Annotated in this window: 14 protein-coding genes; 8 read left to right on the forward strand and 6 right to left on the reverse strand. The window is 40.2% G+C overall.

The window, feature by feature from the left end; all coding sequences use genetic code 11:
- Window positions 1-140 precede the first annotated feature (140 nt).
- A complete protein-coding gene (locus ACOB80_RS03455; protein ID WP_473164404.1) occupies window positions 141-686 on the forward strand; it encodes a YkvA family protein in 546 nt (181 codons plus the stop codon).
- A 148-nt stretch (window positions 687-834) separates the two neighbouring features.
- On the opposite strand, the gene ACOB80_RS03460 is transcribed toward ACOB80_RS03455, so the two are convergent.
- Window positions 835-1,008 (reverse strand): hypothetical protein, encoded by a 174-nt coding sequence (locus ACOB80_RS03460; RefSeq protein WP_473164405.1) that lies wholly within the window; start codon window positions 1,006-1,008, stop codon window positions 835-837.
- 175 nt (window positions 1,009-1,183) lie between these two features.
- On the opposite strand from ACOB80_RS03460, the gene ACOB80_RS03465 reads away from it, so the two are divergent.
- A complete protein-coding gene (locus ACOB80_RS03465; protein ID WP_473164406.1) occupies window positions 1,184-3,718 on the forward strand; it encodes an EAL domain-containing protein in 2,535 nt (844 codons plus the stop codon).
- Between the two features lie 7 nt (window positions 3,719-3,725).
- Here the strand turns inward: ACOB80_RS03465 and ACOB80_RS03470 are convergent, their stop codons facing one another.
- The 5 genes from ACOB80_RS03470 to ACOB80_RS03490 form a co-directional block, all read right to left on the reverse strand.
- A complete protein-coding gene (locus ACOB80_RS03470; protein WP_473164407.1) occupies window positions 3,726-5,318 on the reverse strand; it encodes an AmpG family muropeptide MFS transporter in 1,593 nt (530 codons plus the stop codon).
- A gap of 189 nt (window positions 5,319-5,507) precedes the next feature.
- Window positions 5,508-5,837 (reverse strand): hypothetical protein, encoded by a 330-nt coding sequence (locus tag ACOB80_RS03475; protein ID WP_473164408.1) that lies wholly within the window; start codon window positions 5,835-5,837, stop codon window positions 5,508-5,510.
- A 209-nt stretch (window positions 5,838-6,046) separates the two neighbouring features.
- The gene (locus ACOB80_RS03480; protein ID WP_473164409.1) at window positions 6,047-6,652 is read right to left on the reverse strand and encodes a peptidylprolyl isomerase; all 606 of its coding nucleotides are present in this window, start codon (window positions 6,650-6,652) and stop codon (window positions 6,047-6,049) included.
- A gap of 16 nt (window positions 6,653-6,668) precedes the next feature.
- Window positions 6,669-7,241, reverse strand: coding sequence for a YajG family lipoprotein (locus ACOB80_RS03485; protein ID WP_473164410.1), 573 nt, complete (start codon window positions 7,239-7,241; stop codon window positions 6,669-6,671).
- Window positions 7,241-8,446: a methyltransferase gene (locus tag ACOB80_RS03490; protein ID WP_473164411.1), complete on the reverse strand. Its 1,206-nt coding sequence runs from the start codon at window positions 8,444-8,446 to the stop codon at window positions 7,241-7,243. Before ACOB80_RS03490 ends, ACOB80_RS03485 begins: the two co-directional genes overlap by 1 nt.
- On the opposite strand from ACOB80_RS03490, the gene ACOB80_RS03495 reads away from it, so the two are divergent.
- From ACOB80_RS03495 to fabV, 6 genes are all read left to right on the forward strand, one after another.
- On the forward strand, window positions 8,434-9,045 hold the full coding sequence (locus tag ACOB80_RS03495; protein ID WP_473164412.1) for an alpha-ketoglutarate-dependent dioxygenase AlkB family protein: 612 nt from the start codon (window positions 8,434-8,436) through the stop codon (window positions 9,043-9,045). The genes ACOB80_RS03490 and ACOB80_RS03495 overlap by 13 nt on opposite strands.
- A 158-nt stretch (window positions 9,046-9,203) precedes the next feature.
- Window positions 9,204-9,533 carry a transcriptional regulator BolA gene (gene bolA, locus ACOB80_RS03500; RefSeq protein WP_473164413.1) on the forward strand — a complete coding sequence of 110 codons (330 nt, stop codon included), beginning with the start codon at window positions 9,204-9,206 and terminating at the stop codon, window positions 9,531-9,533.
- A 143-nt stretch (window positions 9,534-9,676) separates the two neighbouring features.
- Entirely contained in the window at window positions 9,677-10,207 is a 531-nt protein-coding gene (locus ACOB80_RS03505; protein WP_473164414.1) for a TRAP transporter small permease subunit, read from the forward strand.
- Window positions 10,207-11,592: a TRAP transporter large permease gene (locus tag ACOB80_RS03510; protein ID WP_473164415.1), complete on the forward strand. Its 1,386-nt coding sequence runs from the start codon at window positions 10,207-10,209 to the stop codon at window positions 11,590-11,592. The genes ACOB80_RS03505 and ACOB80_RS03510 overlap by 1 nt, the downstream gene beginning before the upstream one ends.
- Window positions 11,593-11,617: 25 nt before the next feature.
- On the forward strand, window positions 11,618-12,712 hold the full coding sequence (locus ACOB80_RS03515) for a TRAP transporter substrate-binding protein (RefSeq protein WP_473164416.1): 1,095 nt from the start codon (window positions 11,618-11,620) through the stop codon (window positions 12,710-12,712).
- Window positions 12,713-12,850: 138 nt separating this feature from the next.
- Window positions 12,851-14,041, forward strand: coding sequence for an enoyl-ACP reductase FabV (fabV, locus tag ACOB80_RS03520; RefSeq protein ID WP_473164417.1), 1,191 nt, complete (start codon window positions 12,851-12,853; stop codon window positions 14,039-14,041).
- The last annotated feature ends 235 nt before the right edge of the window (window positions 14,042-14,276 follow it).

Below are 14,276 nucleotides of genomic sequence, written 5' to 3' on the forward strand. Positions count from 1 at the left end.
GCGTTTAAGCTTGTTTTGGCCGTGGTGCTAAGTTTAAACGCAGTATAAAAACGCAATAAACAACTGCGAAAGTTTACAGCAATAATCGAAACGACCAACATTGCTGACAAGCCGATAATATCGAATGAGGGAGAACAATAATGGCCTTTGAAGTAACTTTTGAATTAACAGATTCAGATTTGGACCATTTTCGCGATGTAATGAGAAAAGCTCAAACTAATGCTAAGGCGTTAAGTGAAGAGCAAATTTTGTCGAATGCAAAGAAGTTAAGTGAAGATGTTAAGTCAGGCGTTCCTGCGTTTGTACAAGAAAGAATTGTGAAATTAGAAACGCTTGTTGCTATGGTAGAAGATAGTGAGTGGCAAATTCCTGACGAAGAAAGAGCAGATGTGTTAACTGCGCTAGCTTATTTTAGTGATCCAGAAGATTTAGTACCTGATCATATTCCAGCATTAGGTTACCTAGATGATGCAATTATGATTGAATTAGTTGCTGAAGAGCTATCAGGTGATATTGAAGCGTTCAATGAGTTTTGTGCCTATAGAGAGCGTGAACAAGAACGTGCAGGTGATGCTGTAATTACAACAGACGACTGGTTAGACGCTAAACGCCGTGAGCTTCATAGTAGAATGAGAAATCGCCGTAAAACGCGTCGCGGTCGTTCATCTTTCCGTTCTATCTTCTAAATAGAAGCGAGTTACCTCGCGTTATCTAACTAGATAAAAAAAGCGCATGCCTTAATTGGGTTATGCGCTTTTTTATTGAATTTTAGCCGTATCTTTATTTTCGTCGTTTTAGCTTTTCTATAGTCTAATTTACTTTTAGCTAACGAGCTCAGTCTTGAGTAACGTGAATCATCATAGTGAAAAATAAGATGATTACTGCGTTAAAAACAAAAATATAGCCAAACCCTTTTAAGCCCTGCTTCAATGAATATCCTCGGCCATTTAGGTACCACCACCAAATTGCACACATAATAAACGGAAGCAGAAAAAACAGTCGAATCATTAAATTTTTGTTCCTGTGGTTAAAGTCATTGAACAAGGTTCTTTTCTTTTAATGTTTTAGCATATTTTACATTGCCTTAACAACTGAAACTCTATTGTTTGATCTAGGGCAAATGTGTAACAGAAGTTTTTCAGTAAAATCGTTGCATTTTTATGTCCAAGAGTAAGTAACTTAAGTGAATGACAAAGATCACCAGATAAATGCAGCACAACTCTCTAATAAGAAGTTATTAACTTGCTCGCCAGATACGCCTTTGTACGTTGCCGCTAGAAAAATAAAACAACGAAAAACAAGCTCTATTTTAGTTAAACAAGGTGGCAATATCGTGGGCATTTGGACTGAAGCTGATTGTGCGAAGTTCTGCTTTGCTAATACGGCTTTGTTAAATGAGCCTATTTCAGATTTTATGAGTTCTCCAGTGATATCTATTGAACAGCATTTAAGTGTTCAAGAGATTATCATGGCATTTCATCGCCACAATGTTCGCCATTTACTCGTTACTAATAACAAGGGTGAGCCTATCGGCATTACTAGTCAAACAGATGTAATTAAAGAGCAAGGTGTAGAGCGCTACCTTCAACTAAGAAAAATCAAAGAAAACTTTAACCCTAGAGTGCCTGTTATCGCTGGCTGTGAGCCAATAGATCGCGTAGCGAAGAAAATGGCATCTCTTAAAAGCACTTCGGCAATTATTGCACAACACGAAGGTGATGGTTATGGCATAGTAACAGAACGGGATTTGTTGTTTCATATTGCCGATCGCAAAGAAAACTTAACTGCCTGGCAGGTAGCTACTTCGCCCTTACTGACCATAGACATTAACGATTCTTTGTTTAATGCTTACAGCTTGATAAAAGAGCACGATGTACGTCACTTAGTGGTCTATGACGAAGGGCGCATTGTGGGAACGTTATCGCTTCAGCATATTTTGTCTGATATAGAAGTCGCTTATGTGAAGAAGTTACAAACGGTACTTCATGAGCGCGATAACGCATTGAAGGAGTCGCGAAAGAACCTATCTATTGCTGAGAAGATCATCGAAGAGTCACTAGACAGTATTATGGTAAGTGACAAAAATGGTGTCATTATTTCGGTGAATCCTGCCTTTACATTGCTAACTGGTTATGAAGCGGAGGAGGCAGTTGGTAGAAACGCGAGTATGTTAAGTTCTGGTTTTCATGACCACATTTTTTATCAAGAAATGTGGCAAGAAATTTCAGAAAAAGGCACATGGCAAGGGGAAATACTCAATAAAAAGAAATCTGGTGAGATATTCTCTGAGTGGCTAACCATAGTGCGTTTAGCTGAACCAGAAGACGATAGCCAAGAGTATTACGCCGCTATTTTTAGTGATATCACCGAGCGTAAGCTTAACGAGAAGCGAATTCATGCCTTAGCGTTTTATGATGAGTTAACTGGGTTACCTAATAGGCGACTTTTCAATGATAGATTTGAAGTTGCTATATCTACAGCACACCGAAATAATCAGCACACGGCAACATTGTTTTTGGATTTAGATCGTTTTAAACAAATCAATGATAGCTTAGGCCATAAAACAGGTGACGAGTTGCTTAAGCTTACGGCTAATCGTATTCAAGCGTGTATTAAAGAAGGTGACACGGTTTCACGGTTTGGCGGCGATGAGTTTGTTGTTTTGCTTACAGAAATGAACAATCCTAAAGACATTGTTAAGGTTGTGGAACGCATATCAAAAGTGCTGAGCGAACCCTATGAGCTTGAATCTCGTGAACTACATGTAACTTCGTCTATTGGTGTGGCAATTTACCCAGAAGATGGCACAGACCCAGAAACACTGCTTAAACATGCTGACGCAGCAATGTATAAAGCAAAGGATAATGGCCGTAATGCCTTTCAACTCTTTTCACCTGAGATGAACATGGTGTCTATGGAGCGACTCATTATGCAAAATAGCTTGCGCTCTGCCATTAAGAAAAATGAATTTACCTTACATTATCAGCTCAAATATGAGCCGAAAAATAATCGCGTTGCCGGTATCGAAGCGCTAATTCGCTGGGAGCATGAAGAATTGGGCAGGGTGTCACCAGCTCAGTTTATTCCCCTTGCCGAAGAAGCTGGTCTTATCGTTGAAATTGATAATTGGGTACTTAACGAAGCTTGTAGCCAGCGCATGCTTTGGCTTAAACAAGGGATAGATTGTGGGCCAATTTCAGTCAATATATCTGCAATTCATTTTAATCATGATCTGGTGTACACCGTTGAACAAGCGCTTGAGCGTACTGGTTTACCAAGTGAATTACTTGAAATCGAAGTAACAGAAGGGTGCTTTATCAAAAACATGGACAGTGCCAGAGCAATGCTTGGTCAAATAAGTGCACTTGGCGTAAAGCGTTCAATTGATGACTTTGGTACTGGCTATTCCTCATTAGGGTATTTAACACAGTTGCCATTCGATACCATTAAGATTGATGCGAGCTTCATTGCTAAAGTTCCTATGGAAGTAAAACAAAATCAAATTGTATCGGCAATTATCGCAATGTCTCATGCCCTAGAAGTAGATTTAGTCGCAGAAGGTGTTGAGTCTCAAGAGCAAGTTGAGTTTCTTTCCTCAAAAGGCTGTTTTGTGTATCAAGGCTATTTATATAGTAGGCCGCTAGCGGCAAAAGATTGTACGGCTAAATTAATTAGCTATAACTTTTTACCTCAACAAGCAACGCTCTCTGCAGTGTAAGCCTCTTTTACTTTTGCCCTTGTTCTTCTATCAACTTGTTCAAGGGCTTTCTAATACTGTATAAAAACACCAAGCTTGGAATAACCATCAATGAGGTTAAGACGAAAAACAAAGCCCAGTTTCCGTCTAACCAATCGACGATAATCCCTGAATAAGAGCCAAGCATGACTCGCCCAAATGTACCTAATGATGCCATTAGCGCATACTGGCTTGCAGTAAAAGTTTTATTACAAAGTACTGAGAGGAGGGCAACAAATGCAACAGAGCCCCACGCAGAAGTAAAACCATCTACAAATACCGTGGCTGCAAATAAAGCTTTATTCGGTCCAACCAACGCCATCACCGAGAAAAGTAAATTACTGGCAGACATAGCGATACCGCCAATAAATAAGCCTTTTAGGATACCAAAACGCATAGTAAATATACTGCCGAGCAGTGAAAAAACGATGGTAGTGCCCCAATGGACTAATTTAGAGTAGTAAGCAATGTCTTCGTTAGAAAAGCCCACTTCTCGATAAAACACAATTGACATACGGCCTAGATAGGCTTCCCCTAATTTAAACAAGAAAATAAACAGTAAGATTGAAATGGCAAACCGAGTGCCGTTTCGTTGGAAAAACTCTTGAATTGGGGCAACTATCGTCGCTAACAACCAAGCGGTAGTTTTTTGCATAGCACCAGCATTAATAGCCGCACTAACGTGATTGGCGCGGCTTGTGTCAACAATTTTACCAAGCGCAGATAATTTTACCGCAAACAACATAATTAACAGCACGCAAACTAGGGTTAACAGTGGAAAACGCCAGCTTTCGTCAATCAACTCAGAAGGCCAGCCAGGGTAGCCTATATTGGCATAGAAAATTGCAATGATGATCATCGGCAGAAGCGCGAGCAGCGACCAACAGGCGTTCTTTTTCACCGAGAGCTTTTCTAAATATGCTTGCTGAATTTTATCTATAGTTTCTTCACGGGTAGATTTTGGCTCAGACACCACTAGCACTGTTATCATTAGCACCGCCATAATGCCAGCGAGTACTAAAAACACTTCTGGCCACTGCCAGTTATCCTTGCTTACCAAAATAAACGGAATACTTCCTAGGCCAGCGTAGCCTGTCCACCATCCTGCTGTCGCCATTGCAGAGCCCGCTGCCATCGCTTGATTGTCTTCATCAGCCAGGCTGTCGATACGATAAGCGTCTATTGCGATATCTTGCGTTGAGCCACTAAATGCGATGAAAAGGCCAAACAGTGCCAGCATAGATAGTTGGCTTTGTGCATCGAATTGACTTAATTGAATCGCGCAAATCACGATGACAAACTGGGTGAGGAATATCCAGCTTCGCCTTAGCCCTAAGCGCTTCGTTAAGAAGAATATCTTTACTCTATCTGCCAGCGGTGACCAAAGAACATTTAAACTATAAGCGGCGAAAATAAGGCCAAATAAACCAATGCTGGAGCGGCTTAACCCTTCATCTTTAAGCCATCCAGTCATAGCCGAGCCAATCATGACCCAAGGAAAGCCACTGGCAATACCAAAGCAGAAAATAGTGAGAAGTTTTCTATTGTAGAAATAGCGAAGAGTGTCTTTAAAACTATGCACAGAATAATGGTTTTTCGTATTTTTGTTGAGAGTAACAGTTAATACAAAAATAAAGAAGCGAAAATAGTTAACAGGTGAATTTGTATGGTGGATTCATTAGTCAGTTGAGTTGTAGTAATTTAATTGCTGAGCGTCTTTAAACGGCGGTTTAAAACCGATCTTCGTTAACATTTCATGTTGAGGGCTTGCTTATGGTAAAGGCCGCCAACCGATACAATCGATAGGGTAGCTCCCCTTACCGTCAAAAAAGTCTATACAGGTTTTTATCTCGCTGCGAAAAAACAAGTTGTTATTCAAAGATTGGCTACCGTGTAAGCAAAGCTCATGCATTAAATGCCAGAATACGCGCTCTTTTGCGCTGCTTGGCGTTTCATCGGTAACTTGTATTAACGTCCATTCTTCCATGGTGTCGTTAACAAACCTATCTAACTCTGTGTAATGAAGCTTCTTTTTAAATACTGCTTTTATATAGGCAGTAGACTGGACAATCTTTTCATTAATAAACTGCTCAATTCGCATTGCTTACCCCGTATCTAAGGTCACTGCATGCTAGAACACTGGGCACTAAAAAAGGCAAAAGAGATTGTTGTTATTATATTGATGACTAACACGCGACTACTCTTAGGTATCGTTGAAAATCGCGTGCTTGTCAAAGAAGTACTTATAGGAAAATGTTATCGAAATGTTTCTAATAAGCTCGTTAGCTTATATTAAGATTCGCTACTGGCTTAAAATGCAGCGGGAAGTAAGGTGGCCTTTTTCAAAATCACAGGCTCAACGGGGACATTTTCCCAACCTAAAGACTCGTCATAATCTACAGGAACTGCCCCTATTTTTTCTAACACATCTTCACCTTCAACTATTGCACCAAATACGGCGTAGCCCCATTTTCGTCCAGGGTTAAGTGCGTTATTGTCAGCTAGATTGAAAAAGAACTGACGGTTCGCAGAATGTGGCTTGTTTTCTCTAGCCATCGCAATAGTGCCCATATCATTTTTTAGGCCATTTCCTGCTTCATTGACTAAAGTGCCTTTCGAGTCTTTTATTTCGCTCTCCGTATTATAACCACCACCTTGCACGACAAAGTCTTTTTCGACTCGGTGGAAAATCGTATTGTTGTAATCACCACTAACGACATAGTTCAAAAAATTATCGACAGTCAATGGTGCTTTAGTGCGATCTAGTTCGACAACAATGACGCCAAAGTTTGTTTCAAGCTTAACTTGAGGGAAGAGATTGTCAGGATCAATGCTTTTGTTTTGTGCGTTTACGCAAAATATCGCGAAGGAAAATAACGTGGTAAGTAACTTTCGTAAACAAATTGAAGAAGTCATTTAGTTGGCCTGTTGATTACTGTAAGTATTGTGAGATTTCAGGGTCTTGAGCGATTTGCCCTAATAAATTGGCAAGTTGTTGACTAAAGTCGCGCTCCAATACGGCGATATCTGCTTTTAATACACCTTCGCTGGTTGTTTTGCTGTTAAAGGTTTTAGTTAACGTTTCATTATTGTTTTCAACTTTCGCCGTTAATCTTATTTGGCTAGTTGAGCTGTATTTAGTTAACTCTTGCTCTACGGAAATCAATGCAGAATTAATAAACAGGGTTACTTGATTGCCGCTGCTTCCTGATATTAGCAACCCTGTTTTTTCAAAGCTTTTTTGCATTGGTGTTTGTATCGCACTAGTAAGAGAGTTCCCTAAACTTAGCAATTGAGCGGCTTGGTCCTTTTTCTTTATTTCAATAATATGCTGTGCTGTACGCATATCTTGTACAGTTAAAGTAGCAGCTTTATTGGCATTCAATGAACTTTGACTAATCATCACTTCAGGAGAAACTACAACGGAAGTAGGAGCATTAGCGCAGGCGACAAGCAACGAAGAGCTCAGCGCAATTGTCATAAGCTTTTTAAGATAGTTAGGCATTATTTTCCCTTTTTAATTACTTGCAAAATAACAAACTTTTTATTGCTTGCGATAGTTTTACAGTGGCCGAATATGCGTTTGAGTTTGATATGGTAGCCAAGTTGTCTATTACCGACAATAGTTAATCGTCCGCCGCGTTTTAACACGCGAAACGCATCGTTGAACATTTGCCAGGCGATATGGTCAGTCACGGCATTTTGTTGATGAAAGGGTGGGTTGCACACGATGTCGTCAGCGGAGTTACTGTCAAAATCTGTTAAGCAATCGTTGGCAATAAACTGGCATTGGTCCACTAATTCTGGCAAGTTTTCTTCAATTGCTTTTTGTGCAGAAGCAATTGCCATGTAAGACTCGTCAACACAGGTAAGGCTTATGTTGTTTTGTTGCTGTAGTAAGGCAATACTCAATACACCGTTACCGCACCCTAAGTCGATAACGGATTGTTCCGGGCTCAATTTTGGAAGGTGTTGCAAAAAGAAACGAGCACCAATATCTAGTCGTTCACGTGCAAAAACATTCGCATAATTGAACAATGTGGCATTAATCGGCTCAGCTTGCCACGACTTTACCTGATTAAACGGTTGCTCTTGCCGGACGGCGTTTAACTCACTGAAAAATAAACGAGATTTTTTTACCGCGAGCGAAGTTTTAGTTGTGCCTAATAGCTTTTCTATATCGGCTAACATGGCGCTGGTAATGTTTTTTGCTTTGTCACCACCAACAACCATGGTTGACTCACTGCAAAAGCGCCTGACTTGTCTTAACTGTTCTAACATCAAGCTTTTGCTTTTAGGGATCTTGTAAAGTACTAGATCTGTGTCACTTGGTAACTCACTAAGGCTATCGAGAAGTTGAATATTTTCAAGTGGCCTGTCGTTAAGCTCAGCATTGGCTTTTAATCCTAAATGACTGACTTTTGAATCAGAAACGCTGGTTACTTTTTTGCATCGAACACTTAACGAAAGTGCGCCAAAGCTGTCATTGAACACTAGTGCGTGATTAAAAACGGTATCACTGTGATTGTCGTTTAGATAATTAATGATGTACTCATCAGTAGCATCCCAAGCCTGAAGGCTACGAGTAACTTGGTTTTCAGGGAAGCGGTAAAGCGTGAGTGCTTGGTCATCAATAATAAAAGGGCTTAGCATGGCATACAGAATGGGTGACAAAAAGAAGGCTATTGTGCCAAAATTTGTCAAAATCATACAGATCAAATGTCGAGGAAGTTATCAAATTACATCTACCCGATTGTGATATTGAGTTTTTACCTCACTTTATTCCTGTAGCGGAGAGTAAAGAGATCGCAAAAGCATTAAAGGCTGAACTTGAATGGCAGCAAGATTGTATTCAAATGTACGGTAAGTTAGTGCAAATTCCGCGATTACAAGCTTGGTATGGGGATGAAAATACCGCTTACACTTATTCTGGGCTTAAAATGGAACCAAGGCCTTGGACACAGTCACTTGCGGCATTAAAAGATAAGTTAACGCATGTTTGCCATGAACCTTTTAACTCAGTATTGGCAAACTGTTACCGAGATCATAACGATTCGGTTGGCTGGCATAGCGATGATGAACCAGAGTTAGGAACAGACCCCGTTATTGCATCATTGTCTTTTGGTGCCGAGCGTTATTTTCACTTGAAACATAAGCAGAAAAAAGTCAGTGACAAAATATTGCTGCCATCGGGTAGCTTGTTGATTATGAGAGGAAAAACACAAGCTCATTGGCAACACGCTGTATTGAAATCGCGAATAGAATCGCCTGAGCGTATCAATCTAACATTTCGTAAAATCCTAGTGTAAATACGCCTAATAAGCAGTAAAATAAATCGCAAATTATTTTGTTTTAGCTAGCAATAAGTTAGTTGGATTTACTTATGTAAATGGAGTAAATGAGTGGCTAAATTAGTGATTAAGGCTAAAATTAAAAGTGAATAACACGAAAAAACAAGGGAAACTTTATGAGTATTGAGGCTGTCATTGAAGAGAAACTCTTGTCGGCATTTTCACCTATCCATTTAGATGTAATAAACGAAAGTCATCAGCATAATGTGGCACCTGGAAGTGAATCACATTTTAAAGTTATTATCGTTTCTAAGCATTTTGAGGGAGAGCGCTTAATTCGCCGTCATCGAGCGATAAATGCGACATTAGCAGAAGAACTTTCTGAACATATTCATGCGCTTGCACTGCACACGTACACGGAAAAAGAGTGGCTAGAATATTACGCAGACAACACACCTTTATCACCTAAATGCTTGGGTGGCGCTCGCCGTGAGCAGCGAGCTTAATTCTTAAGCCTGTTAAATTAGTCGTACAATAAAGCCATAAGTTATCGCCAGAGATTATGGCTTTTCTATTTCAATTGTTATTGAATCCCTGTTAAGCTTTAGCGGTTTATATCTCAAATAATTATAAGAATAGTGGTTTGACTATGTCGTTACATTCGCTTGATCCCGTGATCAAGGGTTTAGATCTATTGACGGAAAAAACAGGGCAGGCAATTAAATGGCTCACCTTGGTTACCGTTATTCTCAGCTTTGCAATTGTCTTGTTACGTTATGGCTTTAGTATTGGCTCTGTGGCCATGCAAGAGTCCGTTTTGTACCTTCATGGTGCGGTTTTTATGTTAGGTGCCGCATACACTTATAAACACGATGGTCATGTACGGGTTGATATTTTCTATCAAAAATTTAGCCAACGTAAACAAGCGTGGGTAAATCTTTTAGGTGTGTTGCTGTTATTGCTCCCCACGTGTTTTGCTATATTCTTCCTGTGTTTTGATTATGTTATTTCTTCATGGCATATCCTTGAAAAATCGCCTGAGGCTGGCGGACTTCCAATCGTTTATATCAGTAAATCCTTGCTGTTGATTGCTCCAGTCTTGCTGATAATTCAAGGCTTGGCTGAGGCTGCGCGCGCCATTGTAATAATCAAATCTTCACAATCTGAGGAATCTAATTGATGGAATATATTGCACTAGGCATGTTTGTAGTAGTGTGCTTTGTATTGCTACTTGGTTTTCCTGTTGCCTTTTCTTTAGCTGGAACTGCACTCATTTTCGCTGGCATTGGCGCAGGGCTTGGCATATTCGATTTTACGTATTTAACGGCTTTGCCGAATCGATTGTTCGGTATTGTAAATAATCAAACATTATTAGCGGTACCGCTGTTTGTCTTTATGGGGGCGATGTTAGAGCGTTCCAAAATCGCTGAAAATCTTCTCAATGCGATGTCAATTTTGTTTGGTCGTTTTAATGGTGGTTTAGGTATAGCGGTAACCCTAGTGGGAATGTTGCTCGCTGCAAGTACAGGTATTGTTGGCGCTACTGTGGTAACTATGGGTCTCTTATCTTTGCCAACCATGTTAAAGCGCGGCTATAACCAAGAGTTCTCTACTGGTATTATTTGCGCAACAGGTACATTAGGGCAAATCATACCTCCCTCTATTGCTTTAGTGTTGTTAGGTGACGTTTTATCAAGCGCTTATCAAAAGGCGCAGCTCAGCATGGGCATTTTCAGTCCTGAAACTGTTTCTGTAGGTGATTTATTTGCAGGAGCCGTTATACCTGGGATGATTCTTGTTTTTATGTACCTTGCCTATTGCCTCATCTACGCAACAATTAAGCCAGAGAGTGTTCCTAAACTAAGCCAAGAAGATATCGACAAAATCGCCCAAGGCCGCTCTGTGTCAAAACTCATGCTATCGGCTTTAGTGCCACCACTAGCACTGATAATAGCGGTATTAGGCTCTATCTTATTCGGTTTTGCTACGCCTACTGAGGCAGCTGGTGTAGGTGCTATGGGCGCGCTTGTTTTAGCATTGCTTCAAAAACAGCTAACGAAAGAAAACTTAAAAGCTGTGATGGACAGTACAGTAAAAATCACCTCTATGGTCTTTATGATTTTAATTGGTGCTAGCTTGTTTTCTTTGGTCTTTAGGGGCTATGGCGGTGAAGAGCTTGTTCAAGGTTTTTTTGAGCAAATGCCTGGTGGTGTGCTAGGTGCTACTATCTTAGTCATGGCCGTGATATTTTTACTGGGTTTTATTTTAGATTTTATCGAAATCACGTTTGTTGTCGTTCCTATAGTCGCCCCAATTTTGTTAGCTATGGGGTTAGACCCTATTTGGTTGGGCATTATGATCGCTATTAATCTACAAACGTCGTTTTTGACACCACCGTTTGGTTTTGCGTTATTTTATTTACGCGGTGTTGCTAATAAAGCGATAAAAACTGCGTCGATTTACCGCGGCGTTGTACCATTTATTATCATGCAATTAGTATTATTGGTTGCATTGGCAATATGGCCTGAATTAGTGACTTGGTTACCGGAAAAGATTTACGGTTAATTCTGTATTATAAGGAATATTATCTATGAGACTTTCATTTTTACATCGTCTAGCTGTGGCTGCGACAGTAGCTCTTGGCTTAACTGCTTGTGGCAAAGACGCAGCAACGCCAACAGGTGCAGCTGAACCGGCTAAAACGTATCAATGGAAATTAGTGACTTCATGGCCTAAGAACTTTCCTGGGTTAGGTTTGGGTCCTGAAAAGTTTGCTGAATACGTTAATGAAATGAGTGACGGCAGGTTAAACGTGAAAGTCTATGGCGCTGGTGAATTAGTGCCAGGTTTTGAAGTATTCGATGCGGTATCTAGAGGGACGGCTCAAATGGGTCATAGCGGCGCTTATTACTGGAAAGGTAAAATGCCAGCCTCGCCTATTTTTAGCGCAATTCCGTTTGGTATGACGGCGGATGAATTCAATGCATGGCTTCACTTTGGCGGTGGCCTTGAGTTATGGCAAGAGCTTTACAAGCCATTTGGTGTAGTGCCTATGGCTGGCGGTAACTCTGGTGCTCAATTTGCTGGTTGGTTTAAGAAAGAAATTAACTCAATTGACGATTTAAAAGGTTTGAAAATGCGTATTCCTGGGTTAGGAGGCGAGGTGCTTAAGCGCGCCGGTGCTGTTCCTGTAACCTTAACGGGTGGCGAAATTTTTTCTTCATTGCAAAGTGGTGCTATTGACGCGTCTGAGTGGGTAGGGCCATACAATGATTTAGCCTTTGGTTTCCATCAGGCAGCAGACTTTTATTATTCATCTGTTTGGCACGAAACCGGCACAAATTTAGAGTTTATAGTTAACGAAAAAGCGTTAGCTGAGCTGCCAAAAGACTTACAGAAAATTGTTGAAGTAGCAGCACGTGCCGTAAACCAAAACATGTTAGATGAGTACAACGCAAGAAATAACAACGCATTACAAACATTGATTAATAAACATGGTGTAACTGTAAAGCAGTTCCCACCAGAAGTGATGGCTGCCCTTAAAGGGTATACTGACGAAGTGATTAAAGAGCAGGTTGCTGCTGATGAGTCGTTCGCCAAAGTATGGGCGTCATACAGTGAGTTTTTAGATAACGCGCGTCAATACAACAATTTAACATTAAAAGCCTATTACGAAGCACGATAATTAGGCTAGAATTTACAACCAGTTAAAAGAAGCAAACGCGTTTTTGCTTCTTTTTTTCACTGCTCGTACCTCTTGTTGGAATAACAAGGGTAAACTATGCGGCAATTTTTCGAGAAATTTATTACCTAAGGCGATTATATGGTCATTCAACCTAAAATCCGTGGCTTTATTTGTACAAATGCTCATCCAGTAGGGTGTGAGGCACATGTTAATGAACAAATAGCGTACGTGAAAAGTCAAACTCAACCTGAAAACAAACCAAAAAATGTATTAGTTATTGGTGCTTCTACTGGCTACGGCTTAGCGTCTAGAATTACAGCAGCGTTTGGTAGCGGTGCTAAAACATTAGGTGTGTTTTTCGAAAAAGAGCCTACAGAAAAGAAAACGGCTTCTGCTGGTTGGTACAACACGGCAGCGTTCCAAAAGGCCGCGGAAAAAGAAGGCTTATGGTCAAAGAACATCAATGGCGATGCTTTTTCTCATGAACTAAAAGCAAAAGCAATTGACGTGATCAAAGAAGAACTTGGTCAAGTAGACTTAGTTATCTATAGCTTAGCGTCACCACGTCGCACAGATCCTGATACAGGTGAAGTTTACTCTTCAACATTAAAGCCTATTGGTGAGTCGGTAACGACTAAAAACCTTAATACATCAAAGCGCATTATCGATTCTGTTTCGGTTGAAGAAGCAACTGAAGCGGAAATTCAAGGAACTGTTGATGTAATGGGTGGTGCAGACTGGGAATTGTGGATCAGCGCATTAAAAGAAGCGGGTGTTTTAGCGTCAGGCTTTAAAACAACTGCTTACACTTATATTGGTAAAAAATTAACTTGGCCAATCTATGGTCATGCAACAATCGGTCGTGCAAAAGAAGATTTAGATCGTGCTGCTGGTGCGATTAATCAGTCTACAAGCGACTTATCTGGCCAAGCTTATGTAACTTCACTAAATGCAGTTGTAACACAAGCAAGTTCTGCAATTCCAATTATGCCTTTATACATCTCTGCGATGTTTAAAGTGATGAAGGCAGATGGCACTTACGAAGGTACAATCGAGCAAATTCAAGCCTTGTTTAACGAGAATTTATATAACGATTCGCCGCGTTTAGACGAAGCAGGGCGCTTAAGTCAGAACTACAAAGAATTAGAAGACTCTGTTCAGAACCGTGTTCAAGAAATTTGGGACACAGTAGATACTGATACTATTGATGAATTAACAGATTACGTTGGTTACCACGCTGAATTCTTAAAATTGTTTGGTTTTGGTGTCAATGGTGTTGATTACGATGCTGATGTTTCACCACTAGCAGAAATTAATAACCTAATCTAATTTTTAGAAAAAATTCTGTATGAAAAAAGGCCTACTTCTTAAAAGTAGGCCTTTTTTATTTGTATACAAATTGTGAATATCGAGTTTTTAGTCTAAAAAAGCAGCAAAGTGCATTAAATTGTAAAGAAAAGTATCTAGGTTCGATAGCGCAATTTGCAAAATTTATGCTAAAATTCGTGCCAGAATATTTTTAACTTAGAGCCGGTGGATGCTTTTTATTACCTTTATGGCAATA

The organism is Thalassotalea coralli (assembly GCF_055786205.1).

What these genes read in the sequence shown, in the direction of transcription:
- ACOB80_RS03455 (WP_473164404.1), top strand. Translation starts at nt 141, where the DNA reads ATGGCCTTTGAAGTAACTTTTGAATTAACAGATTCAGATTTGGACCAT.
- ACOB80_RS03460 (WP_473164405.1), bottom strand. Translation starts at nt 1,008, where the DNA reads ATGATTCGACTGTTTTTTCTGCTTCCGTTTATTATGTGTGCAATTTGG.
- ACOB80_RS03475 (WP_473164408.1), bottom strand. Translation starts at nt 5,837, where the DNA reads ATGCGAATTGAGCAGTTTATTAATGAAAAGATTGTCCAGTCTACTGCC.
- ACOB80_RS03480 (WP_473164409.1), bottom strand. Translation starts at nt 6,652, where the DNA reads ATGACTTCTTCAATTTGTTTACGAAAGTTACTTACCACGTTATTTTCC.
- ACOB80_RS03485 (WP_473164410.1), bottom strand. Translation starts at nt 7,241, where the DNA reads ATGCCTAACTATCTTAAAAAGCTTATGACAATTGCGCTGAGCTCTTCG.
- ACOB80_RS03490 (WP_473164411.1), bottom strand. Translation starts at nt 8,446, where the DNA reads ATGATTTTGACAAATTTTGGCACAATAGCCTTCTTTTTGTCACCCATT.
- bolA (WP_473164413.1), top strand. Translation starts at nt 9,204, where the DNA reads ATGAGTATTGAGGCTGTCATTGAAGAGAAACTCTTGTCGGCATTTTCA.
- ACOB80_RS03505 (WP_473164414.1), top strand. Translation starts at nt 9,677, where the DNA reads ATGTCGTTACATTCGCTTGATCCCGTGATCAAGGGTTTAGATCTATTG.
- ACOB80_RS03510 (WP_473164415.1), top strand. Translation starts at nt 10,207, where the DNA reads ATGGAATATATTGCACTAGGCATGTTTGTAGTAGTGTGCTTTGTATTG.
- ACOB80_RS03515 (WP_473164416.1), top strand. Translation starts at nt 11,618, where the DNA reads ATGAGACTTTCATTTTTACATCGTCTAGCTGTGGCTGCGACAGTAGCT.
- fabV (WP_473164417.1), top strand. Translation starts at nt 12,851, where the DNA reads ATGGTCATTCAACCTAAAATCCGTGGCTTTATTTGTACAAATGCTCAT.